Origin of the sequence: Wolbachia endosymbiont (group B) of Rhopobota naevana (assembly GCF_947250615.1) — a bacterium.
Taxonomy (GTDB): Bacteria; Pseudomonadota; Alphaproteobacteria; order Rickettsiales; family Anaplasmataceae; genus Wolbachia.
Genome location: NZ_OX366333.1, coordinates 1400630 through 1423088, shown reverse-complemented (window position 1 = coordinate 1423088; position 22459 = coordinate 1400630). Strand labels below are relative to the sequence as shown.

The window sequence follows — 22459 nt, the reverse complement described above, 5'->3', positions numbered from 1 at the left end:
ATATATATGGCAAAAAAATCCATGATACAGAAGAATCTTCGTAGAATAAAGTTATGCGATCAGTATAGGGAGAGAAGGGAAGAATTAAAATCTATAATGAATAATAAGGATTTATCTATTGCAAAAAGGTTTGCAGCTCAAAGTAAGCTGATTAAAAAATTGCCTAGAGATTCTTCTAAAATCAGAATTAGGAATAGATGCGCTTTAACTGGTAGGCCGAGAGGAGTATATAGAAAATTTGGTTTATGTAGGATTGTTTTACGTGATTTGTGTTCTTTTGGACAAGTTCCAGGGGTTACAAAATCTAGTTGGTAAATGTGATATAAGGAGTGTAATAGTGTCGTTATCTGATGGTATTGGTGATTTTTTAACAAGAATACGTAATGCTCAATTGGCAATGCATAGGGAAACAAGAGTCCTATTCTCTAAAGTGAATTCTTCTATATTGAAGATCTTAAAAGAGGAAGGGTATATTCTTAATTATGAAAAGCAAGAGAGTGATAGTATCCCTTCGCTTGTTGTGCAGTTGAAGTATTATGATAAATCACCTGTGATTAATGATATAGCTAGGGTATCAAAGCCCGGTTGTCGTTATTATTCTAAGTGTAAGGACATTTCTAAAGCATATAATGGTCTTGGAATTTTTATTATATCTACACCGAAAGGAGTGATGACCGATTATAATGCACGTAGATTAAAAGTTGGTGGAGAAGTTTTGTGTCGTGTATTTTAAATGATAGGAGAAATGTATGTCTCGTATAGGTGCCGCACCTATCAATATTCCTGCTGATCTTTCAGTTGAATATAATGATGGTAGGGTATTAATAAGAAGTGTTAGGGCAGAAAAAGAGCTGAACTTGTGTAGTGGCATTCTGTGTCAGATAGTTGATAATCAATTGTTACTTTCTGTTGATCAAGGCAGGGATGATTATGATAAAATAAAATCTATATGGGGCACTTATAGAAGTAATATTAATAACATGATTAACGGTATGGTTAATGATTTTTCTGTTGATCTTGAGATTAATGGTGTGGGGTATAAAGCAGAATGTGATGATAAGTATTTGACTTTATATCTTGGTTATAGTCATAATATTAAGTATAAAGTGCCTAAAGACGTTGAGATTAAGTGTATAAAGCCAACTCATTTAGTGATTCGCGGTATGGATAAGCAAAAAGTCTATATGGTGGCTTCTGATATATGCAAAATTAGAAAATATGATCCTTATAAAGGTAAGGGTATTGTAATAAAAGGCAAATTTATGCTGCGTAAGGTTGTAAATAAAAAGAAGTAATTAAAATGAAAAGATTGTATAATTTTTTAAGTAGCTATGAAAAAAGGAAACTTCGTAATAGAGCGAAGCTCGATAAGAGCGCTGGACGTTTACGTATATCCGTATTTAAGTCTAATAAACATTTTTACGTTCAGTTGATTAACGATGCAAAAGGAATAACCCTAGCTTCTGCTTCTACTTTGGATGATAAAATTAGGAATGTATGTAAAGGTAGGGTCAATGCTGAAACTATAAAACAGGTTTCTTCTTTATTGATTGAGCGTCTGCCTAGTACAAAATTGCAGCAGCGGTTCGTCTTTGATCGGGGAGCATATAAGTATACAGGATTGATTTCTCAATTTGCTGAGGCTTTAAGAAGCTCTGGATTTAAATTTTAGAAGGTTTTAAATATGGCTGTAAAGAATTTACAAAATAATAATGATTTATCAGAACTTTTGGTTTCAGTGCGAAGGGTAACAACGGTTACTAAAGGTGGTAGAAGATTTTCATTTTCAACTTTGGTTGTTGTTGGTGATGGTAAGGGTAGGGTAGGATGTGGAATAGGTAAACACGCAGAGGTTGCTGAAGCAAGAGTGAAAGCTGTAAATGCTGCAAAGAAGTCGATGATTAGGGTGTACTTACGTGAAGGTAGAACTTTACATCATGATATTAAAGCTAAATTTTGTTCTGGTGAGATAGTTTTAAGAGCTGCAAGAACTGGAACAGGTATTATTGCTGGTGGAGCAATGAGGTCGGTTTTTGAGGTATTAGGTATAAAGGATGTGGTCGCTAAGTCTACTAGATCAAATGATCCCCATAATATTATATGTGCAGTATTTAAGGCTTTTGATGTTATGTTATCTCCTCGCCAAGTGGCAGGTAAGAGGGGTAAAAAGATTAGTGAGATAGTTGGAAATAGGTAAAGTATGAATGATGCTGTAAAATTAAATTCTGTGTTTACCAAATTATCTAAGAAAAAGAAGCCTAAATTATTAGGTAGAGGTATTGGTTGTGGTAAAGGTAAAACATCTGGTAGGGGGCATAAAGGGCAAAAAGCGAGAAGTGGCGTTTCTATAAATGGTTTTGAAGGTGGACAGCAGTCTATATATACTCGTTTACCTAAAAGAGGTTTTAAGCCTATACGCAAAAACTTATACTCTATATTTAATGTTGGTGATGTACAGTGCTTAATGGAAGCTAAAAAAATAGTCAAGGATTCTATCATAGATAAGGAGCTACTGCATAAATTAGGTTTTATCAGATCTGTTAAAAGTAAAATCAAACTTCTTAATAAGGGTAAATTAAGCGAAAAATTTGTGTTTCATGTTGATTTTGCATCAGAAGCTGCAAAAAGATCTGTAGCTTCAGTTGGTGGTAGTGTAGAAATACTATCGTAAATCATGAGCAGTAAATTTGCATTTAATAGTTTGGATTCTACGTTGTTATATAAAAGTGATTTACTAAAGCGTATATTTTTTACGCTAATGGCTTTAGTTTGTTATCGTTTAGGCACTTATGTTCCTATTCCTGGAGTTAATCTTGATATAATCAATGATATATTTCCAAAAGAGAGTTCTGGTGTTTTTGGAGTATTTAATTTATTTTCTGGTGGCGCTTTAGCTAGAATGACGATCTTGGCGTTAAACGTTATGCCATACATAGTTGCATCCATAGTTATGCAATTATTATCTTCTGCCGTTAAAGGAATCAATGAAATTAAAAATGAAGGAGAGTTAGGACGTCGAAAGATGAACTCTTATATACGCTATATGACTATAGTGTTTTGTATCTTTCAATCAATTACGATCTTAATAGGGTTAGAAAGAATGAATAGGGAAGGGGTATTAGTTGTAGTTGAACCTGGTATTATGTTTCGTACTATAGGTGTCTTTAGCCTTTTAGGTGGAACTATATTTTTAATATGGCTTGGTGAGCGGATCAGTGTGAGCGGTATAGGCAATGGTATCTCATTAATCATTTTTACTGGCATAACATCTGAATTACATAATGCTTTATCATCTCTGCTAACATTAAATAAAAATGGTAGTATGTCGTTTTTCATTACCCTTTTTGTTATAGCATTGTTTTTTTTACTGCTCCTTTTAGTCATTTTTACAGAATCTTCTTATAGAAAGGTAATTGTTCAATATCCCAAAAAACAGTTTAAAAAATTACATAATGATGATTTTACTTACATTCCATTGAAGATCAATTTATCTGGTGTAATACCAACTATTTTTGCTAACGCAATTCTATTAACACCTATTTCAATTGCAAATTTCTATAAAGGTCATGCCATTGCTGATTTTATTTTAAACTACTTTATGGCAAATAAAGTGATGTACATTATAACTTACTTAATACTCATAGTACTTTTTAATTTTTTCTATACCAATTTTATATTTAATCCAGAGGAAAATGCTGATTTTCTTAGGAAAAATGGTGGTTTTATTCCTGGTAGAGGGCCTGGAAAACATACTTCTGATTATCTTCAAGATATAGTTTTTAAATTAACATTTATTGGGTCTGCGTATTTGGTGGTAATATGTACTATACCTGAAATTATGAGGTATCATTATGATATACCATTTATTTTTGGTGGGACGAGCTTGCTGATTATAGTTAACGTTATTACTGATACTATTATGCAAGTACAATCTTATGTTTTTTCAAATAGGTACGATAGTTGGATAAAGAAATATGAGTCTAAAACAAGGAGACTAAAGTGATTATTACAATTTTTGGTCCTCCTGGCTCTGGTAAGGGTACTCAGTCCAGTTTGTTAATAGCAAAGTATAATTTTAAATTAGTTTCAGTAGGAGATTTATTAAGGAATATTATATCTAGTGGGAGTAAATTAGGTAAAGGAATAAAGGATACTGTTGAATCTGGTAATTTAATTCAAGATGAAGTTATATGTAAATTATTGTGTGACCAGCTTGCATTAATAGATGGTGATTTTTTGTTAGATGGTTTTCCAAGAAATTTAAATCAAGCTCATTTTTTAACTCAAGTTTTGCAAAAAAGATGCAATAGGGATGTTGATCTTGTAATTGAGTTGCAGCTTGACGATAATATTGCAATTGATAGATTAAAAGATCGTCTTACTTGTTTGGATTGTAAAAGTATATATAGTATATCTTCTTTTAAGAATACTACTTGTGCTAAATGTAAAAGTACGAGATTGGAGAAGAGAATTGATGATGCTAATATGCTTGCAATTAATAAGAGGATAAGAGAATATCATTCTCAGATAGAGGGTTTGCGCGAGTATTATAAGGACAAGTTGTTAACAATTAACGCTAATTTGAGTGTTGATAGAGTAATGCAAGAGATTGAAAGTAAAATTTCTTGTAATTTGATTTGACTATAAGTTGTTTTATGGTATAAATTAAGAGTTATTATTAATAAAGTATCGAGGTATCAGTGGCACGTATTGCAGGCATAAATGTTCCGGTGAAGAAGTGTATTCCTTTTGCATTAACTTATATACATGGTATAGGTATTACTACTGCGAATATAATTTGTCGTAGCTGTAAAATTGATGAGCGTAAGCGTGTTTCAGAATTACAAGATGAAGATATAGAGAAAATTAGTAGTTTTATTAGGCAAAAATATGTCATAGAGGGTGAGCTCAGAAAAAAAGTGGCTATGGATATAAAATCTTTAATGGAAATCGGTTGCTATAGAGGATTAAGGCATAGAAAAGGTTTGCCTGTGAGGGGACAAAGAACCCATACTAATGCTAAAACTCGTAAAGGCAGATCTAAATTGCCTATTGCTGGAAAAAAATAAAATTTGTTATTATCGTGAGTTTTTATGAAAAAAGTTAAAACGGTTGGTAAGAATACAAAAAGGTTTATTACTGGTATTGTCCATATTCGTGCAACTTTTAATAATACTTTTGTAAATGTGACTGATGTTTGTGGTAATACGCTTTACCAGACTTCTGTTGGTGCATGTGGTTTTTCTGGTTCGAGAAAATCTACACCTTATGCTGCAGGTAAGGTTGCCGATTCTGCTGCGAAGAAAGTAATAGAGAGATTTGGTATGAAGGTTGTTTCTGTAATAATTCGTGGTCCTGGTTTTGGTGCAGAAGCTGCAGTTAAAGCACTTAGGAATTGTGGATTGACTGTCACTTCAATTGCAGATAAAACGGCGATACCTCATAATGGGTGTAGACTAAGGAAAAAAAGAAGAGTATAGGATATTTGGAAGGTTTTTGTATGTATTATAGTGATAATGTCTCTTTCTGTGGAAATTTAGATAGATTAACTAAGCCTAATGCGATTAAGGTAATATCAGGTGATTCAAGTAAAAAAGGTGATATAGTTCTAGAACCTTTGGAAAGTGGTTTTGCTTTAACGTTGGGTCATGCATTAAGGCGTGTAATGTTGTCTTCTCTTCGCGGTAGTGCTGTTTATGGAATAAAAATTGAAGGCGTGAATCATGAATTTACTTCGATCCAAGGAGTTAGGGAAGACATAACTGATATAGCATTAAATATGGGCATGTTGAGATGTAAGCTAAATAACACGTCTAATAAGTGCTTAAATTTGAGCGCTAAAGGGCCTTGTCAAGTATTAGCTGGAATGATAGAAACTGATGACCAATGCTCTATTGTTAATAAAGATTTGGTGATATGTACACTAGGTCAAGATGTGGAGCTTAACATTACTATATATGTTGCTAGCGGAAAAGGTTATCTTCCTGTAAATAAATATAAAGAAAATGAATTTTTAAAGCTTATGAATGAACAAGATTTAATTGGTTTTATTCCAGTTAATGCTTTATATAGTCCTGTCGAGAGGGTTTCGTATAGAGTAGAGAATAGTCGTGTTGGTCAAGTTACTGATAAAGATAAGCTAATATTGTCAATTGAAACTGATGGTACAATCTCTCCAAGTCAAGCTGTTGACTATGCTGCAAGAATATTACAGGAGCAATTTCAGCCTTTTATTAGTTCTGATATGAGTTATAAAAAATCGCAGGTTTCTTTGTCTAGTGGTGCTAAAGATTTGGGCTATGATCCTGTTCTATTGCGTAAAGTAGATGAAATGGAATTATCTGTTAGATCTCATAACTGTCTGAAAAATGAAAATATCACTTATATAGGTGATCTTGTGCAAAAGACGGAAGTTGAAATGTTAAGAACTGCTAATTTTGGCCGAAAGTCTTTGAATGAAATCAAGGCAATTTTAAATAATTCAGGTTTGTCTTTGGGTATGAATATACCAAATTGGCCGCCTAAGGATATAGATGAACTGGCTAAACAACATACTGATGAGGATTAGGTAGTATATGAAACATGGAATAAAGAAAAATAAACTGTCTCGTTGTACCGAGCATAGGTTATCAATGTTAAAGAATCTATCTATCTCGTTAATTAATCATGAGCAGATTGTAACTACTTTACCAAAGGCTAAAGCACTTCGTCCATATGTGGAAAAGTTTATTACAATTGCTAAGAATAACGATTCTTTACATGGTAGAAGGCTTTTGCTTTCACGTCTTCATAATAGTAAGTTAGTAGTTGATAAATTATTAAGCGTTCTAGCTAATCGTTATCAAGACCGTAAAGGTGGATATTCTAGAATAATAAAATTTGGTACTCGAAAGGGTGATTGCGCTCCAATGGCAGTGATAGAGCTAGTTGATAGAGATATTTCAGCAAAAGGTGAGATTTATAGTAAAAATAAAAAAGGAAGCAAAGTAGTTACACAAAGCTAATTATTCTTTTTATGGTAAGTAGGTTACGCTATTTTGTAGGTTACTTTGGAGAATTGTTAGTTTCGATATATTTAAAGCTGAAATTCTATAATGTTATAAAACGTCGCTTCCGTTGTAAGTTGGGTGAAATTGACTTAATTGTATCTAAAAAAAGGGAGCTGATTTTTATAGAAGTTAAAACAAGTTTATTTGGAAAAGAAGTACCGATATCTCATTTTCAGTGTCAGTCTATTATAAATTCTTCTAAATATTTCTTAAGTAAAAATCTTGATTTTTTAGATTATTCAGTCAGATATGATTTATGTTTTCTTTCCTTAAGGAGAAGACCTATTTATATAAAAAATGCTTGGATTGAACAATGGTAGCTAAAATAATTTAGATTTACTAGAACAGGTAATTGAATATGAAAAACAATAATTTAGTTTCATCTTATGCTAGAGCACTGTTTCATGTCTCAGGAAGCAGATTAGGTATTATAAGAAAAGAAGTAGAATTTTTGTTAGCTTTTTTTAAAGATCAAGATGTTTTTGTGTATCTATCTCATCCTATGGTTTCTCTTTTGCACAAAAAAGAAGCGATACTTTCTATAAAGGAGAACTTGAGTGAAAACTTAGTCAAATTTATTATGGTTACACTTGCAAACAAGCGCTCCCGTTTATTAATCCTTATATTAGAAAAATTCTTAAATCTTGTAAGGGAAAGTGAAAATGAATTGGAAATTACTATAAAATCAGCAGAGATTTTAAAGAAACCTGATATAAAAATAATTACTGAATCTTTGAACTTTCTTGGTAAAATAATAAAAGTCAGTCATGTGGTTGATCCTTCTATACTAGGTGGCTTTGTAGTTAGGTATGGTTTTAACGTGATTGATGCTTCGCTTAAGAGTTATTTGGATAGATTGGTTGATTTGAGTAAAATGGAAATGTTGAAAATAAGGAATTGTATATGAAGAATAGCATAAATGCCTCTGAAGTAGTAAACATAATAAAAGAGAAGGTTGAGACATTTGATAATCCTATAAAACGAGAAAATATAGGTGAAGTAATTTCAGTAACGGATGGTATCACATTGGTCTATGGGCTGGAAAAAGCAAAGTTTGGTGAAAAGGTATCTTTTGCAAGCGGTGTAGAAGGAATAGTTCTTGATTTAGATCATGATACAGCTGGAATAGTTGTGCTTGGCAATGACCGTGATGTAAAAGAAGGGGACGTTGTAAAATGTAGTGGTGATGTTGTACAGGTGCCTGTAGGTCATGAATTATTAGGGAGAGTTGTAAATGCATTAGGCGATCCTATAGACGATGGCGGAGAAATTAGAGCCAAGAACAAAATGTATATAGAATCTAAAGCGCCAGGTATTATTGACCGTAAATCTGTGCATGAACCTCTGCAGACAGGAATTAAAATTATAGATTTGTTGATTCCTATAGGTAGAGGGCAACGTGAATTAATTATTGGCGATAGACAAATTGGTAAAACCACTATTGCGATTGATACTATTATCAATCAGAAGAAGATTAACGATGAGGTAAACGAAAATCAAAAAATTTACTGTGTTTATGTTGCTATTGGACAAAAAATTTCGACAGTAGCAAAAGTGGTGAATAAGCTAAAAGAAAGTGGAGCATTAGAGTATACAACCGTAGTTGTGGCTAGCGCATCTGACTGCGCGCCTATGCAATTTTTAGCACCTTATACCGGTTGCACTATTGGAGAATTTTTCCGTGATAATGGAATGCATTGCTTGGTGGTATATGATGATTTATCTAAGCATGCTGTGGCATATAGGCAGATGTCCTTATTGCTCAGACGTCCTCCTGGTCGTGAAGCTTATCCTGGAGATATATTCTATGTACACTCTCGCTTGCTTGAAAGAGCTGCCAAAATGTCTGATGAAAAAGGACAGGGATCTTTGACTGCTTTGCCGATTATTGAGACTCAGGCTGGCGATGTATCTGCATATGTTCCAACTAATGTGATTTCAATTACAGATGGACAAATTTTTCTTGAGTCTGAATTGTTTCACAAAGGATTTCGCCCTGCAGTGAATATAGGTTTATCGGTTTCTCGGGTTGGCTCTGCTGCACAATTGAAATCTGTGAAAAAAGTTGCTGGTTCTATAAAGCTGAGTTTGGCCCAATATAGAGAACTGGAAGACTTTGCTAAATTTGGTTCTGATCTTGATGCTACTGTTCAATTGTCCTTAAACAAAGGTAAATACCTTATTGAATTATTAAAGCAAAAACAGTATTCACCTATGCAAATAGAAGAGCAAGTATTGCTTATGTATATCTTTTCTAATCTGTATGGTCAATTAAATAAGGTACAGGTGAGCAACATCAATAGGTTCGAGTGTGATCTTATCAATTATTTTCAAACTGTTCACCCTGGAGTTTTAAAAAAGTTGTCAGGTGACATGAATGATGATATAAAAGATGATATTCTTGGTATTGTGAGTGATTTTGTCACTCAATTTAATTGCGTTTAGGCGGTGATTATGACTTCATCCATTGTTAACAAGTTTCCTATTACAAGGGAAGGTTTTGAGAGTATGCAAGTTGAACTTGAGAAATTAAAGGAAGAAAAACCTTCTATCATACAGGCTATTTCTGATGCTCGTGATCAAGGCGATTTATCTGAAAATGCAGAATATCATGCAGCACGGGAAAGATTAAGTTTTATTGAAGGCCGCATAATTGAGGTAGAGAGTAAACTTTCACATGCAGAAGTGATAGAAGTAAAAAATTTGTCTGGTGATACAGTAATGTTTGGTGCAACTGTTACGGTAAGCATGCTCGGTGATGATAACAGTGAAATAGAATATGTTTATAAGATTGTAGGTGGGTATGAAGCTGATGCTTCAAAGCAGTTGATCTCTACGGATTCACCACTCGGTAGTGCTTTAATTGGCAAAAAAGTTGGTGAGTATGTGGAAGTGATAGTGCCAAATGGAGAGAAATTGTATAAAATAGTTAAGATTGAGTTTAAGTAAATCATGGTACAAGTAACTTATCCTTCAATTAGTCTACCCGGTATTTCTTCTGTGGAAGATGTATTGAGGGATGCTAGTTCTGGTAAATTATTCATTTTAGTTGACGATGAAAACAGAGAGAATGAAGGTGATCTGATTGTATTAGCTGAGAAATTAGAGCCAGAACATGTGGCTTTTATGGTTAGATACGGTACAGGGATTGTTTGTTTAGCAATGACTAAAGTTCACATGAAAAGGTTAGGCCTTAGTTTCATGGAAAAAAAAAATGTTGGTGAAAATCATACTGCTTTTACTACATCAATTGATGCACGTTATGGTATTACTACGGGTGTTTCAGCTGAGGATAGAACAAAAACTATACATGTTGCTATTGATAAAAATAGAACTCAGGATGACATTATAACTCCCGGTCATATTTTTCCTGTGATTGCACATGAGGGTGGAGTAGAGCAACGTGCTGGTCATACTGAAGCAAGTGTTGAGATAGCTAAGTTAGTGGGATGTAATCATTCTGCAGTTATTTGTGAATTAGTGAATGATGATGGCTCTATGATGCGCTTACCCCAGTTGCTTGAATTTGCTGAACAACATAATATTAAGTTAACTACCATTGATAAACTTATCAGTTACGTTCAAAATTTAAACTAGCGTTTATAGATTCGTATAGTTTAAGTGTTAAAATATAAAATTCCTCAAAGTTATACAAACAAGGAATTTCCATGTCTAAGCTTTTTGTTTTACTATTTTTTTTCGTATACTGTAATAGCGCTTACTCTGTTAGTATTATTAGAGATAGTGAAGTGGAAGCGGTAGTTAAGGATCTAGCGCAACCTTTATTTTCTGCTGCGGGTATTGATAATGATAAAATAAAAGTTTTTATAGTTGATGATAGATCGATTAATGCTTTTGTAATTAACAATAATAGCATTTTCATTCATTTAGGGCTTTTACAATATTCGACTGAACCTTATGTCTTACTTGGTATATTAGCACATGAAATTGCTCATATATCTGCTGGTCATGTATTACAAATGAGTAGTGCTGTAGGTTATTTTCAATCAATAGCAATGATTAGTTATATGGTAGGATTAGTTTCTAGTATTGTCATTAACCCTCAGGTTGCGAGTGCAATCTTGCTTAGTGGTGTAACGCTTAGTTCAAGGTTGTTTTTTAACTATTCTCAAGAGCAAGAGAGTGTAGCAGATAGCTATGCTTTAAGATACCTAGATGAATCTGGCTATGATAATTTGGGTATGAAAGAGATTTTTGACTATTTTAAGAGTATTGAGCATGAAAACACTGAAGAGTATTTCCGCACTCACCCACTTAGTGATAAGCGTATATTTGCTGTACAGAATTATAAGGTTAAAAACAATATAAAACCAATCCTTGCAGATAAATTGCTGAAGTTTGAGCATATGGTTGCAAAGCTAGACTCTTTCTTTGCTCCTATTCATGTGTTATCTAATAAATATGAAGGTAGTTCTAAGTATGTAAATTCTGTAATTCACTATAGGCAAGGAAAGATCGAAGAGGCTATTACTAAAGTTAATTCATTGATTCAAGAGTCACGCAATGATCCTTATTTATATGAATTAAAAGCGGAGATGTTATACAAAGCTGGAAATTTAAGTGAAGCAATAAAAATGTATGAAGAATCACTTAGATATTTATCTGAGAAGAATAACTATTTAGTGAAACTTGCATTATCTCATACTTTATTGTTATACGGTGACGTAGAGAAGGCAATTTTTTACCTGGAGCAGATTGCAAGCGTAGAAGCAAATAACGCTTTTGTCTGGAAGTATTTAAGTATTGCATATAAACGTAGCGCTGATATGGCAATGTATTACTTTGCTTTGACAAAGAAGGCTTGTATTGAAGGTGATTTAGAGAAATTTATGAAATACGCTGAGGTAGCTGTTAAAACTTTACCGAAAGACAGTCATTATTTGTTACAGATTGAAGACATGAAGGAACAATACACACAAAAATATCCTGATTTTTAAGTTATTTTTCCCCACACTTGCTCAACATACTATCTTGTTTAATGCTATCGGGTATAATTTTCATTATAATCGCTTTGGCACCAAAAAATACACCACAAAACATACCTAGGGCAAAGAGAGCTGGCCATGGCATTCTACCAAATATTGCAAGCAAAGCTGCACCTATTATGACTACAGTCATAAGTGGCCCACCTATTCCCCAAATATAACCAATAATATTGCATATTACTTGGGCAGTTGTATCATCTATATCAGTAGCAGCATTTGCGTAATCTGAAAAAGAGAGAAACAGCACTATACATAAAGCATTAAAAAATTTTTTTATTATATAGCTCATTCTTTTGCCTCCAAGTAATAAACTAGTGTGAATCTAAATTTATATATATATTTATTTTAGGGTAAAACTCATAGTTTGTCCATAAATAAGTGTTGCTACATAAATAGCCCACCATTGATGTTAAGCACATGCCCCGTTATATATCTTGCTTCGTCGCTTGCTAAAAACAATACTCCTGCTGCTATTTCTTTCCCTGTTCCCATTCTTTGCATTGGAATATTATCTAATATTTTTTCTTTTTGTTTTTCATTTAAAACTTCAGTCATCTTAGTATCTATAAACCCAGGAGCAATGCAATTTACTGTTACACCGCGACTTGCAACTTCTTTTGCTATAGATTTACTCATGGCTATTATCCCAGCTTTAGAAGCTGCATAATTTGCTTGCCCGGCATTGCCTGTTAAACCTACTATTGAGGAAACATTTATAATTCTTCCCCAGCTATTTTTAATTAATTTCCTGCATGCTTCTCTATTTAGTGTAAATGTAGAGCTCAAATTAATATCAATCACCTTTTGCCATGATTCATCTGTCATTCTCAGTAATAAACTGTCTTGTGTAATGCCTGCATTGCATATGAGCCCATCAAAGCCTTTCATCAACTCACTTGCTTTATTTATTAGTTGATTTACCTCTTCAGGATTTGATAAGTCGCAAGGAAGTACATGAATGTTTTTTTCATATTTTTTAGCAACTTCTTCTAGTACTTCTTTTTTTGTGCCAGAGATACATAAAGTTGCTCCGGCTTTATGCATAACCTCTACAATTGCCTGCCCTATTCCGCCTGATGCACCAGTAATCAGAAATTTCCTGTCTTCTAATCCGAACATGATAATTTTTATATTATCCCAGCTCTTAACAGAATATTAAAAGACTTGCAATAGATTTTTTTCATAACTTTCATTTAATAGAAGATTCTTGACAAATCTTGTGTTTATTGGCGAAATTATGGCGGCTGCATGCCTTTTTTTATTTTTTTCTATTCAGCCTAAACACGCTTCGTTTAAGCGTTAGCACATTATCAATTACAGTAATAAAATCAGCACCATGTGGATTCTTTTGCCTTTTTTTGATTGGTAAATTTCTTAACACTTATAGCTAAAGTAATTTAAGAGAGCCAGCGCGTGACTAGTTCTTATTACTTGATCAGTCTTCTGGATCCCAGTGTCTGGGCACTGGGATGACAGGAGTGTGAGATAAGGCTACATTCATACTCCAACAGGAATGACATCATAGAGGTCATTGAGATGACAGACTTGAATGACAATAGGGACACTAGAATGAAAGGGAGAGAGGCTATTTAATTGTGCTGAATTTTACAAAATTTATTACTCCTGCCTGACAAATTTATTAGAATAGTATGTATAGTATGTTTATTAGTGAAAATCCGAAAAAAATGCAAGAAAAGTTAATATATTACTTTAGCCAAAGCAACTGTGAAGGTAATGCAGCAATGAGAAATCTACTAGGAGGGAAGGGAGCAAATCTGGCAGAGATGTGTAACATTGGCATTCCTGTTCCACCTGGTTTTACAATTTCCACTGCTGTTTGTCAGGCCTATTGTCAAGATAATGAATTGTCTTGTGATCTACGTAACGAGATAAAAAACTACATGGCGATGCTCGAAAGTGACATCGGTTGTAAATTCAGGGATTCAAATAATCCTTTATTAGTTTCCATACGCTCTGGTAGTGTGAATTCAATGCCGGGCATGCTTGATACTATTTTAAATGTTGGTCTAAATGATGAAACCGTTGTTGGGCTTGCAAAAAAAAGTGGCGAACGTTTTGCTTACGATAGCTACTGCCGTTTCATCATGATGTACTCCAATGTTGTACTACAGCTTGATCATCACCTATTTCAAGATGTTATTGATAATGAGCAGCAAAAGAGTGGAGCAAAAAGCTTAGCTGATCTTGATGTTAATGTTTTAAAGAAAATTGTTAATGATTTTAAAGAGATAGTATGTGAGAAAATAGGAAAAAATTTCCCGCAGAACGTTGAAGAGCAATTGTTAAACTCAGTTAATGCAGTATTTGCCTCTTGGAAAAATGATAGGGCTGTTTCCTATAGAAGAATACATAATATTCCTGAAAACCTTGGAACAGCGGTCAACGTGCAAGCAATGGTTTTTGGTAATTTAAATGATAATTCTGCAACCGGCGTGATATTTACACGTAATCCTTCAACTGGAGAAAAAAAGCTTTTTGGTGAGTTTTTAGTTAATGCTCAGGGTGAGGATGTGGTTTCTGGTGTTTATACTCCTATGCCAATTGACGGGGAGCAAGAAAGTACCATGGAGAAGTTGCTACCAAGTGTCTACCGAGAATTATGCGCGGTATGTGAAAAACTTGAAAGTCATAATAAGGACATGCAGGATATCGAATTTACTGTACAGGACGGTAAGTTATGGATTTTGCAGACTAGGTCTGGCAAGCGCACAGCCGAAGCTGCTATTCGCATAATAGTTGATATGGTAAACGAAGGAGTGATTACAAAAGAGGAAGGAATATTGAGAATTGATCCAAAAACTTTTGACAATTTATTGCATCCAGTTCTTGATGTTAAAATCGATCAAGAAGTAATAGGCAAAGGACTGCCAGCTTCTCCAGGTGTTGCTTCTGGATATGTAGTATTCAGTGCAAGTGATGCTGAAAAAGCTGCAGAGCAGGGTAAAAAAGTAATTTTGGTAAGATCAGAGACGAGCCCTGAAGATATTAATGGAATGAATGCTGCAAGTGGAATAGTAACAGCGCGAGGAGGTATGACCTCGCATGCCGCTGTTGTAACTCGTGGAATGGGTAAACCATGCATTTGTAGTCTAAATGGACTTTATATTGATAAAGATGAAAAATTTCTTTCTATGGGGGATATAAAAGTAAATAAAGGTGAATCAATCACCATCAATGGAGGAACAGGAGAGGTTATGCTTGGTATTCTTCCTACAATTTTGCCTGAATTATCTCAAGAATTCAAAACGATAATTAACTGGGTAGATGAAATCAAAACAGTGAAGGTGAGAGCGAATGCTGATACTCCAAAAGATGCAAAAATTGCAAAAGAATTCGGTTCAGAAGGTATAGGATTATGTCGCACAGAACATATGTTTTTTGCTAGTGATAGAATCGAATTCATTCAAAAGTTGATAATAGCTGATGATGAAAATGAAAGGACAAATGCATTAAATAAACTCGAAGAAATGCAAAAGTCTGATTTCAAAGAAATATTTTCTATTATGGAGGGCAGGGAGGTTACTATACGTTTACTTGATCCACCTCTACATGAGTTTTTGCCCCACAATCAATCTATTATAGAGAAAATTGCCAAATCACTGAATAAGTCAGTTGAATCAGTAAAAAATAAAATAGCACAGTTATCAGAAAAAAATCCAATGCTTGGCCATCGAGGTTGTAGACTTGCTATTTCTCATCCTGAAATATATAAAATGCAGATTAGGGCAATACTCAGTGCTGCAAGTGAATTAAGGAAAGAAAAGAAGATAGAAGTGAAACCTGAAATCATGATTCCTTTTATCATGAGTGAGAAAGAGTTTATTCTGATATGCGAGTTAATAAAGAAAGAAGCCGAAAATTTCGATGTGAACTATTCAATTGGAACGATGATAGAACTGCCAAGAGCAGCACTTATTGCTGACAAACTCGCAAAACACGCAGAATTTTTTAGTTTTGGCACTAATGATTTAACACAAACAACTATGGGACTTTCACGAGATGATTCAGTTAATTTTCTCGATTCTTATAAGGAAAGCAACATATTCAAAAACGATCCCTTTGAGGTGCTAGATGTCGAAGGGGTAGGGGAATTAATCAGAATAGCTATCGAAAGGGGCAAAAAAACCAGAAAAGAAATTAAACTTGGTATATGTGGAGAGCATGGAGCGAATCCACAGTCCATAGAGTTTTTCATCAAATCAGGGGTTGATTATGTGTCATGCTCGCCTTATAGAGTACTGGTTGCAAAATTAGTGGCAGCACAGCTTAGCATAAGTTTGTTGGGTAAATAGCGATAACTAACTGTGCGAACATAGATTCCGCTAACAAGTAGCGGAATGATGATTTTTCAAATTGTCGATAAATCTAAGTCAGTTTAGCTATTTTGCTGCTGCTTTTTCTTTTCTTAATATCTTAAGAAAGATTGACTTTTTGTCTAAAATAATATAGGATAAAATAATAGTGAGTGAGGTAAAAATGTCAATATCAAAAGAACGTAAGGAATATTTACTAGAAAAGTTTAAATATGCTGCCAAAGAATTTGGCAAGTCTGGTACAAAGTCCAATCATCTAGCAGTACCAAAGGAACAGCAACTCTCTATTGATTTAGGTAATAGAAAAGTTTTTGGTATCATAAATAAGATTCTGTATTGGATAGAGAATAATTTTACTTATTTTTTTCCACGATATAATTTGTTTCCAGAAGTTGGAGTTGAAGGAAGAAAAATTCCTGGAACTAATACAAGGGTTAAGTATTTTAACTCTGATGAACAATTTGATCAAAGAAAATTTATTGGCGAGCAAGATGGGAACTTAAGTTATACAACTTAGAGGGCAAATTATATGATACAACTGATAAAATTAGTAAGGGTAAAAAAGGTTGTGTAGCTTATGTTATCACGCTTGATGGAAAATTAGTAACTCATGAACATATTAATGTTAACAAAAGCGAATGGGCTTATCGTCATTCAACTCTTGCAGGCGGTAAGCCGATTTTATGTTCTGGTTTAATGAAAGTGGTAAATGGTAAAATAACTTATATAGACAATAATAGCGGGCATTATAAACCAGAATCAGCAAACTTATACAATGCAGTGAAAAAGTTAGAAGGTCTATTTTCGAAAGATGCGAAAGTTGTTTGCTTACCATATTGGATTAGCTTGAAAAAACAAATTCCGCTTACACGCAAAATTAATCTAGCCAAACGAGAGCCAGTAGAGGAATTCTTGAAAAGGATGGAGAAAAAAGGGAAAGATGGATTGACTCAATATGAAAGACATTTTGAAAAGATAAAGAAATTTAATGAGCAATATGAACAAAAATTGCTTCTTGCAAACTATAAGTCACCTACAAATGAACTGTCCTACAAACCAACTATACATAAAAAACACAGATTGAAATACTCTGAATATATTAACTTACACCTTAATTTTTTGAAAGAGTTTGATGAAAGTCCTGAAGTGCAAAAAATAGCAATAGAACATTCAATAAGAAGGGTTATTGGAGCAAATTATGGCCATAAGCCTACAGTTGCGCTTGCTAAGGCACAGGTAATAGATAAAGATGGAAAGCTGCAAGAAACGGACGAAATAGTAGGTGTAAATGTTGCTTTTCACCATGAGAATGATCGTGATGGCTTTGCTAAACTTCTAGATTTTAAAAAGTATAGCTATATTTGCGAACCTCATTTGCAAGATAAAAAAAATAGAGCAGATATGGAAAAATTAATGCCCAATAAACATACAGTTTTTATGAGTACAGACCAGGCTAATAAATTTATAAAGGGCACTTTACAAATTAAAATTGATAGTGTTGAGCAATTGGGTGTTGGTTTAGTGATGGGCTAAAGCTCTGTTTAAATATATATTTAGTTTTGTTACAATATTCTTATTTTCATCATATAATATGATGGAAATTTTATGCACAACTTTTTTATTTGATTAAAAATTGCATTTTTGCAATAAAAACTTATTTATTGTAAGAAAACTTGCTCATATAAAACTATTTATAGAGTGACAATAGCTGTGTTATACTTACACTTCTGATTCGAAAACTTATGCAGTTATTTCTAACAAGATTGGTCAATAAATTTTACTGTTTAAGGATGAGAAACAAAGTAATCATCGTTTCTGGTATTGCTCTTATTCTACTGTTTTTTATCAACAGTACATTTTTAAAAAAAGATCAGGCGGTTCATAGTGATAATCCAATTAGTAGTTTTTCAGTAAAAACTCAGGATTATACTCCACAAAATCGCACTGTATATTTAAATTTTTCTGGTACGGTAAATCCCTTGCATAGGGTCAGCCTTGTCTCAAGAACAAGTGGTCAAGTTATTGCTATTTATTTGTCTGATGGTGAAAAAGTAAAAAGAGGCGATGTAATTTTAAAGATAGAAGATTATGACAGAGTTGCACAGGTTGAGAAAGCCAAAGCTTTATTAAATCAGCGTGAAATTGAGTATGATTCCTCTCGAAAATTGAATAAAAAAGGCTATGGAGCACAGATAAGAGTGGAATCAGCTTTTACTGCATTGCAGAGTGCAAAAGCTGACCTAAAAAGGCTAGAATTGGATTTAGAAAACACTGCGATTAAATCTCCTATTGATGGTTATATAGATAAGATCAACGTAAATGAAGGGGATTTTGTTAATCTTGGACATAAGATAACTGACATAGTTAATTTTGATCAGGTTCTTGTAGTGTTGTATGTTTCAGAAAATGAAGTAAATAAAATAAAACTGGGTAGTGCAGCGCAAATTAATTTGCTAGACGGAAGGGAATTAGTAGGTGAAGTGAGTTTTATTAGTAAAATTGCTGAGCCTAAAACTGGATCTTATAGAGTGGAGGTCAAGGTAACTGATAATGAAATTATATCCTTGCAAGGACTGACTGCTAGTGTAAGCCTACCTTCAGGTGAAAAATTTGCATATAAAATTCCTTCTTCAGCCTTGAGCTTAAGTGACGATGGTGTTCTTGGAATAAAGATTGTTGATGACAATAATTATGTAGTATTTACACCAATAGAAATTGTTGATCATGAAAACGATGGTGTTTGGGTGGTGGTAAATAACGAAGATAAGCCTATAAAGTTAATAACATTGGGCCATCTATTTGTTAAGCCTGGTGATAAGGTTTAAGACATAACTTCAGTATCAGTTATAGCCCTTCCCATAATAGTCCAAAAAGGTCATAAGAAAGAAGAATCGACAGCATGACGAAAAGATTTGAATAAAGGAATGTTTTTCCTGGTTCTGTTTTTTATAGCAAACCAATAATGTTCAATTTTGTTAAAATCTGGAGAATATGGAGGAAGATATAAAATTTCTGCACCAACTCCTTTAGCAAATCTTATTAGACTTATGAAAAGTAGCATTATCAAGGATAACAGTTTGTCCAGGTTCCAAAATCGGTGTCAGAAACTGCTCAAACCATTTATTAAAGATATCCATATTGCAGTGGCCTTCAAAGGTTAACGGAGCAATTATTTTTCTTCCACTTAAGGCTGCAACCATGCTAATTCGTTGAGTTTTCTTCCCAGATTTTAGGGCATAAAACCGCTGTCCTTTCTGGCAATAACCATAGGTTCAGTGTCCAGACTCATCTATATACACTAATTCTTTAGGTTCTTTTGTTGCTATAACCTTTGAAAATTGAGCTCGCTTTTCTTCATTTCTTTCTTTATATCTGTAGGTCTTTTTTTTCTTGTGAATCCTATATTTTTAAGTGCTCGATGAATTGTTTGTCTACTAATATTGCCCCAGCATCTCTGACTGAGTTTTGCCACCTTGCTCATTTGCAAATTCGGCAAATGCATTCCAGTCGGTAATTTTATGCCACGCTTCCAAGCTTTTTTGATTGAAAATCTCCCGTTTTCTCACGTCTTTTCTTCCACTCATATAAAGTTGTTTTTCCGATCTTAAATCTCTTGGCAACAGTTTCTCCACTCTCTCCTTCATCCAATGCTTCCATTACCTTTTTTCTTAAGTCATAACTATTTGCTACTGGCATCCTTACCTTCCACTACTATCAATCCATCTTACTCTTTTTGGACTATTATGAGAAGGGCTATACTTAAAACCTTTGCTTCAAGTTCGGTTGTTTGCCTTTTTCTGACTACTTGTGGCTCGAAACTTCCTTCTCTATCTCTTGGTGTCAATAGTTCAAATACTTGTCCGTAAAGTCTTTGAATTTCTTCGGTTGTTTTCTTCGCTTTCAGCTGACAAATGGTTTTCTATCTCGCCTTCCCTCTAGCAGTTTTTTGATAAATGGTGTTAATGCTCCATCTCTTCCTGTCAATGGTCTTCCTTCTCGTATAGATGATAAGATATTTGTTTCTAATTCTTTATAGTCTACCAAACCGGTAGTTGTGTTTGCTTGACTCATTGTCAAACCTCCATTTTTTTATCAATTTATTACTTTACTTCTCGGTTTGACACAGTTTATTTAACACTCCCCTTTTTGTTTAGTAATGGTTAATGCTTCCTTCTATAATGCAAAACCCATACTCACCCAACCCAATCAATTACTTGCAATCTGGATTCCAGTTTTAAGCTACTCATATGACAGAGAAAGGGCTACTTGCATGAAATGAAAAGGAGCACCGAGCAGATCACTTCTTCACAAAGATCTTATCAGCAACACGCATATCAATTATGCTCCAATTGCTAAAAGTAAAGTCGGTTGTATTTTGCAAGTGGCTTAAATAATCCCATGCGCTATAAGGATTATCTTCAGGCAATTTTACTGTGGCACTGTTATCGAGTATGATATTCCATCTTCTATTGCCTACATAAACACAAGAAGAAATATGATCACTTAATTGAGTTTTCCTCTCTAGTATATCTTTAATGAATTTTAGGCTTGATAACGAATTTTGTCCTTTGATTATAACGAGGTTATCTATCTGGTAATCATCTACGATTACTTTACCTTCAGAGTCAATTACTGAAGTTCTGTTATCATCTTTCCAAAGAGCAAAAGGTTTGTGTTCATTTACATCAATGCGTAAGGTGTTGGGTAAAATCCTATAAATTCTTACATGTTTTATCCATTCGCTTACAGATTGTATATTATCTGTTAGTTTTGAGAGTGATACATACATGATAGGTTGTGTTCTATCTACTAAACTTAGAATGTCCTGTTCATTTGTAAATTTGTTTCCAATAACGGTTACTTTGTCGATTGAAAATCCATTGCTAATTAATAAGCTCGATAAGCGATCGTTACACCAAGTAAAGTAGTAATTGAATCGATTTGTTATTTTATCAAGTGAACTATAAAGTACTAGTGTAAGGAAAAGTGCAGTTATAATCATGAAAGCACACTTGCGCAAAAAACTCCTTTGGCTTCTAGTAACATTGTTCAACATCGGCTTGATCTCTAATATTCTTGTGGTGTAAACTGTCTTTGACAATAATTTTAATTAATTCATTAAAATCAATTCCTTTTGTCAATTTTGCAATTTCTGGTACTAACGATAATTCAGTAAAGCCAGGATGTGTATTAATCTCAAGCATTTTTAAAGTGTTATTTTGGGGATTATAACGGAAGTCTGAGCGGGAAACAGTTTTGCATCCTAAAAATTGATGAACTTTTAGTGCGTGTTCCAAGGTCATTCTATATATGTTGTCAGGAATTTTAGCAGGAAATATATGTTCTGCAAATCCATCTGTATACTTTGCTTCATAATCATAGAATTCATTTTTTGGTCGTATTTCCATAGTGCCAATTGCTTCATTCAGCAACACAGCAGTATGTAACTCTATACCCGGTATGTATTCTTCTATGATCATCTTTTCCATTATAGTAGAACTGTTATTTTTCAGCTCTAAGTAATCCTCATGTGAGAAAATCATGTGTACTCCAATGCTTGAGCCTTCGTTAATCGGTTTTAAGACGTACGGATAATCAACTTTAATATTATTTTTTAGCACATCTTCTCGACTAATTACATAACCTCTTGGAGTGTCGATATTAAGAGAATGGAATATATGCTTTGACATCACTTTATTCATAGCAACAGCCGAAGCCATAACTTCTGAGTGTGTATATTTTATACCTAAAATCTCCAGTAAACCTTGAATACAGCCATCTTCACCATAAGGTCCATGTAGAGCAATAAAAGCAAGAGCGGGATTAGTTTTTTTAAGCTTTTGAGCAATGTTGCTATCAACATCTATTTCTATTGCATTATATGAAAGGCTATCAAGCGCCTTCTTTACTGCTTTTCCGCTCATAAGCGATATTTCTCTTTCGCAAGAAAATCCACCACTTAAAATTGCTATAGTTGGAACCATAAGCACCCTAATATTTTGCTATATATCATATATAAAAGATACTTTTATCTTCAATAGAAAAAACGCTTTGAAAAATTCCACAGCTG

At 33.7% G+C, this 22459-nt stretch carries 26 protein-coding genes and 2 pseudogenes; 22 read left to right on the top strand and 6 right to left on the bottom strand.

Annotated elements, in window-relative coordinates; translation table 11 throughout:
- Window positions 1-6: 6 nt before the first annotated feature.
- From rpsN to OOL01_RS06765, 18 genes are all read left to right on the top strand, one after another.
- The gene (gene rpsN / locus OOL01_RS06850; protein WP_007302545.1) at window positions 7-315 is read left to right on the top strand and encodes a 30S ribosomal protein S14; all 309 of its coding nucleotides are present in this window, start codon (window positions 7-9) and stop codon (window positions 313-315) included.
- Between the two features lie 22 nt (window positions 316-337).
- Window positions 338-733: a 30S ribosomal protein S8 gene (gene rpsH, locus OOL01_RS06845; RefSeq protein ID WP_007302546.1), complete on the top strand. Its 396-nt coding sequence runs from the start codon at window positions 338-340 to the stop codon at window positions 731-733.
- Window positions 734-749: 16 nt separating this feature from the next.
- A complete protein-coding gene (rplF, locus tag OOL01_RS06840; protein ID WP_010404706.1) occupies window positions 750-1295 on the top strand; it encodes a 50S ribosomal protein L6 in 546 nt (181 codons plus the stop codon).
- Between the two features lie 5 nt (window positions 1296-1300).
- The gene (rplR, locus tag OOL01_RS06835; RefSeq protein ID WP_052265059.1) at window positions 1301-1672 is read left to right on the top strand and encodes a 50S ribosomal protein L18; all 372 of its coding nucleotides are present in this window, start codon (window positions 1301-1303) and stop codon (window positions 1670-1672) included.
- 12 nt (window positions 1673-1684) lie between these two features.
- Complete coding sequence (gene rpsE / locus OOL01_RS06830; RefSeq protein WP_010404712.1) at window positions 1685-2197, top strand: 30S ribosomal protein S5; 513 nt, start codon at window positions 1685-1687, stop codon at window positions 2195-2197.
- A gap of 3 nt (window positions 2198-2200) precedes the next feature.
- Window positions 2201-2671, top strand: a complete 471-nt coding sequence (gene rplO, locus OOL01_RS06825) for a 50S ribosomal protein L15 (RefSeq protein ID WP_006012263.1) — start codon at window positions 2201-2203, stop codon at window positions 2669-2671.
- A gap of 3 nt (window positions 2672-2674) precedes the next feature.
- The gene (gene secY / locus OOL01_RS06820; protein WP_010404717.1) at window positions 2675-4003 is read left to right on the top strand and encodes a preprotein translocase subunit SecY; all 1329 of its coding nucleotides are present in this window, start codon (window positions 2675-2677) and stop codon (window positions 4001-4003) included.
- The gene (locus OOL01_RS06815) at window positions 4000-4641 is read left to right on the top strand and encodes an adenylate kinase family protein (RefSeq protein WP_052265056.1); all 642 of its coding nucleotides are present in this window, start codon (window positions 4000-4002) and stop codon (window positions 4639-4641) included. Before secY ends, OOL01_RS06815 begins: the two co-directional genes overlap by 4 nt.
- A gap of 59 nt (window positions 4642-4700) precedes the next feature.
- Window positions 4701-5069: a 30S ribosomal protein S13 gene (gene rpsM / locus OOL01_RS06810; RefSeq protein WP_006012270.1), complete on the top strand. Its 369-nt coding sequence runs from the start codon at window positions 4701-4703 to the stop codon at window positions 5067-5069.
- Window positions 5070-5093: 24 nt separating this feature from the next.
- Complete coding sequence (gene rpsK / locus OOL01_RS06805; protein WP_006012273.1) at window positions 5094-5480, top strand: 30S ribosomal protein S11; 387 nt, start codon at window positions 5094-5096, stop codon at window positions 5478-5480.
- Between the two features lie 20 nt (window positions 5481-5500).
- Window positions 5501-6568 (top strand): DNA-directed RNA polymerase subunit alpha, encoded by a 1068-nt coding sequence (locus tag OOL01_RS06800; RefSeq protein ID WP_264375913.1) that lies wholly within the window; start codon window positions 5501-5503, stop codon window positions 6566-6568.
- 7 nt (window positions 6569-6575) lie between these two features.
- Window positions 6576-7004, top strand: a complete 429-nt coding sequence (gene rplQ / locus OOL01_RS06795; protein ID WP_010404731.1) for a 50S ribosomal protein L17 — start codon at window positions 6576-6578, stop codon at window positions 7002-7004.
- Between the two features lie 11 nt (window positions 7005-7015).
- On the top strand, window positions 7016-7369 hold the full coding sequence (locus OOL01_RS06790; RefSeq protein WP_010404733.1) for a YraN family protein: 354 nt from the start codon (window positions 7016-7018) through the stop codon (window positions 7367-7369).
- 38 nt (window positions 7370-7407) lie between these two features.
- Window positions 7408-7956 carry an ATP synthase F1 subunit delta gene (gene atpH / locus OOL01_RS06785; protein WP_007302557.1) on the top strand — a complete coding sequence of 183 codons (549 nt, stop codon included), beginning with the start codon at window positions 7408-7410 and terminating at the stop codon, window positions 7954-7956.
- Entirely contained in the window at window positions 7953-9494 is a 1542-nt protein-coding gene (atpA, locus tag OOL01_RS06780) for a F0F1 ATP synthase subunit alpha (protein ID WP_007302558.1), read from the top strand. Before atpH ends, atpA begins: the two co-directional genes overlap by 4 nt.
- Before the next feature lie 9 nt (window positions 9495-9503).
- Window positions 9504-9998, top strand: a complete 495-nt coding sequence (greA, locus tag OOL01_RS06775; RefSeq protein ID WP_007302559.1) for a transcription elongation factor GreA — start codon at window positions 9504-9506, stop codon at window positions 9996-9998.
- Between the two features lie 3 nt (window positions 9999-10001).
- Window positions 10002-10646: a 3,4-dihydroxy-2-butanone-4-phosphate synthase gene (gene ribB, locus OOL01_RS06770; RefSeq protein ID WP_007302560.1), complete on the top strand. Its 645-nt coding sequence runs from the start codon at window positions 10002-10004 to the stop codon at window positions 10644-10646.
- Between the two features lie 71 nt (window positions 10647-10717).
- Window positions 10718-12007 (top strand): M48 family metalloprotease, encoded by a 1290-nt coding sequence (locus OOL01_RS06765; RefSeq protein ID WP_264686655.1) that lies wholly within the window; start codon window positions 10718-10720, stop codon window positions 12005-12007.
- 1 nt (window position 12008) lies between these two features.
- Here the strand turns inward: OOL01_RS06765 and OOL01_RS06760 are convergent, their stop codons facing one another.
- The gene (locus OOL01_RS06760) at window positions 12009-12344 is read right to left on the bottom strand and encodes a TrbC/VirB2 family protein (protein ID WP_007302562.1); all 336 of its coding nucleotides are present in this window, start codon (window positions 12342-12344) and stop codon (window positions 12009-12011) included.
- Window positions 12345-12439: 95 nt separating this feature from the next.
- Window positions 12440-13174 carry a 3-oxoacyl-[acyl-carrier-protein] reductase gene (fabG, locus tag OOL01_RS06755; RefSeq protein ID WP_264375910.1) on the bottom strand — a complete coding sequence of 245 codons (735 nt, stop codon included), beginning with the start codon at window positions 13172-13174 and terminating at the stop codon, window positions 12440-12442.
- Between the two features lie 566 nt (window positions 13175-13740).
- On the opposite strand from fabG, the gene ppdK reads away from it, so the two are divergent.
- From ppdK to OOL01_RS06735, 4 genes are all read left to right on the top strand, one after another.
- Complete coding sequence (gene ppdK, locus OOL01_RS06750; RefSeq protein WP_264686654.1) at window positions 13741-16368, top strand: pyruvate, phosphate dikinase; 2628 nt, start codon at window positions 13741-13743, stop codon at window positions 16366-16368.
- A gap of 184 nt (window positions 16369-16552) precedes the next feature.
- Window positions 16553-16906, top strand: coding sequence for a hypothetical protein (locus OOL01_RS06745; protein WP_264686653.1), 354 nt, complete (start codon window positions 16553-16555; stop codon window positions 16904-16906).
- Window positions 16907-17091: 185 nt separating this feature from the next.
- Window positions 17092-17922, top strand: a complete 831-nt coding sequence (locus OOL01_RS06740) for a hypothetical protein (RefSeq protein WP_264686652.1) — start codon at window positions 17092-17094, stop codon at window positions 17920-17922.
- Between the two features lie 257 nt (window positions 17923-18179).
- A complete protein-coding gene (locus tag OOL01_RS06735) occupies window positions 18180-19214 on the top strand; it encodes an efflux RND transporter periplasmic adaptor subunit (protein WP_264375907.1) in 1035 nt (344 codons plus the stop codon).
- Window positions 19215-19264: 50 nt separating this feature from the next.
- Here OOL01_RS06735 and OOL01_RS06730 read toward each other — a convergent pair.
- From OOL01_RS06730 to OOL01_RS06715, 4 genes and pseudogenes are all read right to left on the bottom strand, one after another.
- A pseudogene (locus OOL01_RS06730) lies at window positions 19265-20085 on the bottom strand (IS630 family transposase).
- Window positions 20086-20146: 61 nt separating this feature from the next.
- Window positions 20147-20460, bottom strand: a pseudogene (locus tag OOL01_RS06725) (transposase); the annotation flags it as partial.
- A gap of 226 nt (window positions 20461-20686) precedes the next feature.
- A complete protein-coding gene (locus tag OOL01_RS06720; RefSeq protein WP_264686651.1) occupies window positions 20687-21445 on the bottom strand; it encodes a cell division protein FtsQ/DivIB in 759 nt (252 codons plus the stop codon).
- On the bottom strand, window positions 21426-22379 hold the full coding sequence (locus tag OOL01_RS06715) for a D-alanine--D-alanine ligase (protein ID WP_264686650.1): 954 nt from the start codon (window positions 22377-22379) through the stop codon (window positions 21426-21428). Before OOL01_RS06715 ends, OOL01_RS06720 begins: the two co-directional genes overlap by 20 nt.
- Window positions 22380-22459: the final 80 nt, after the last annotated feature.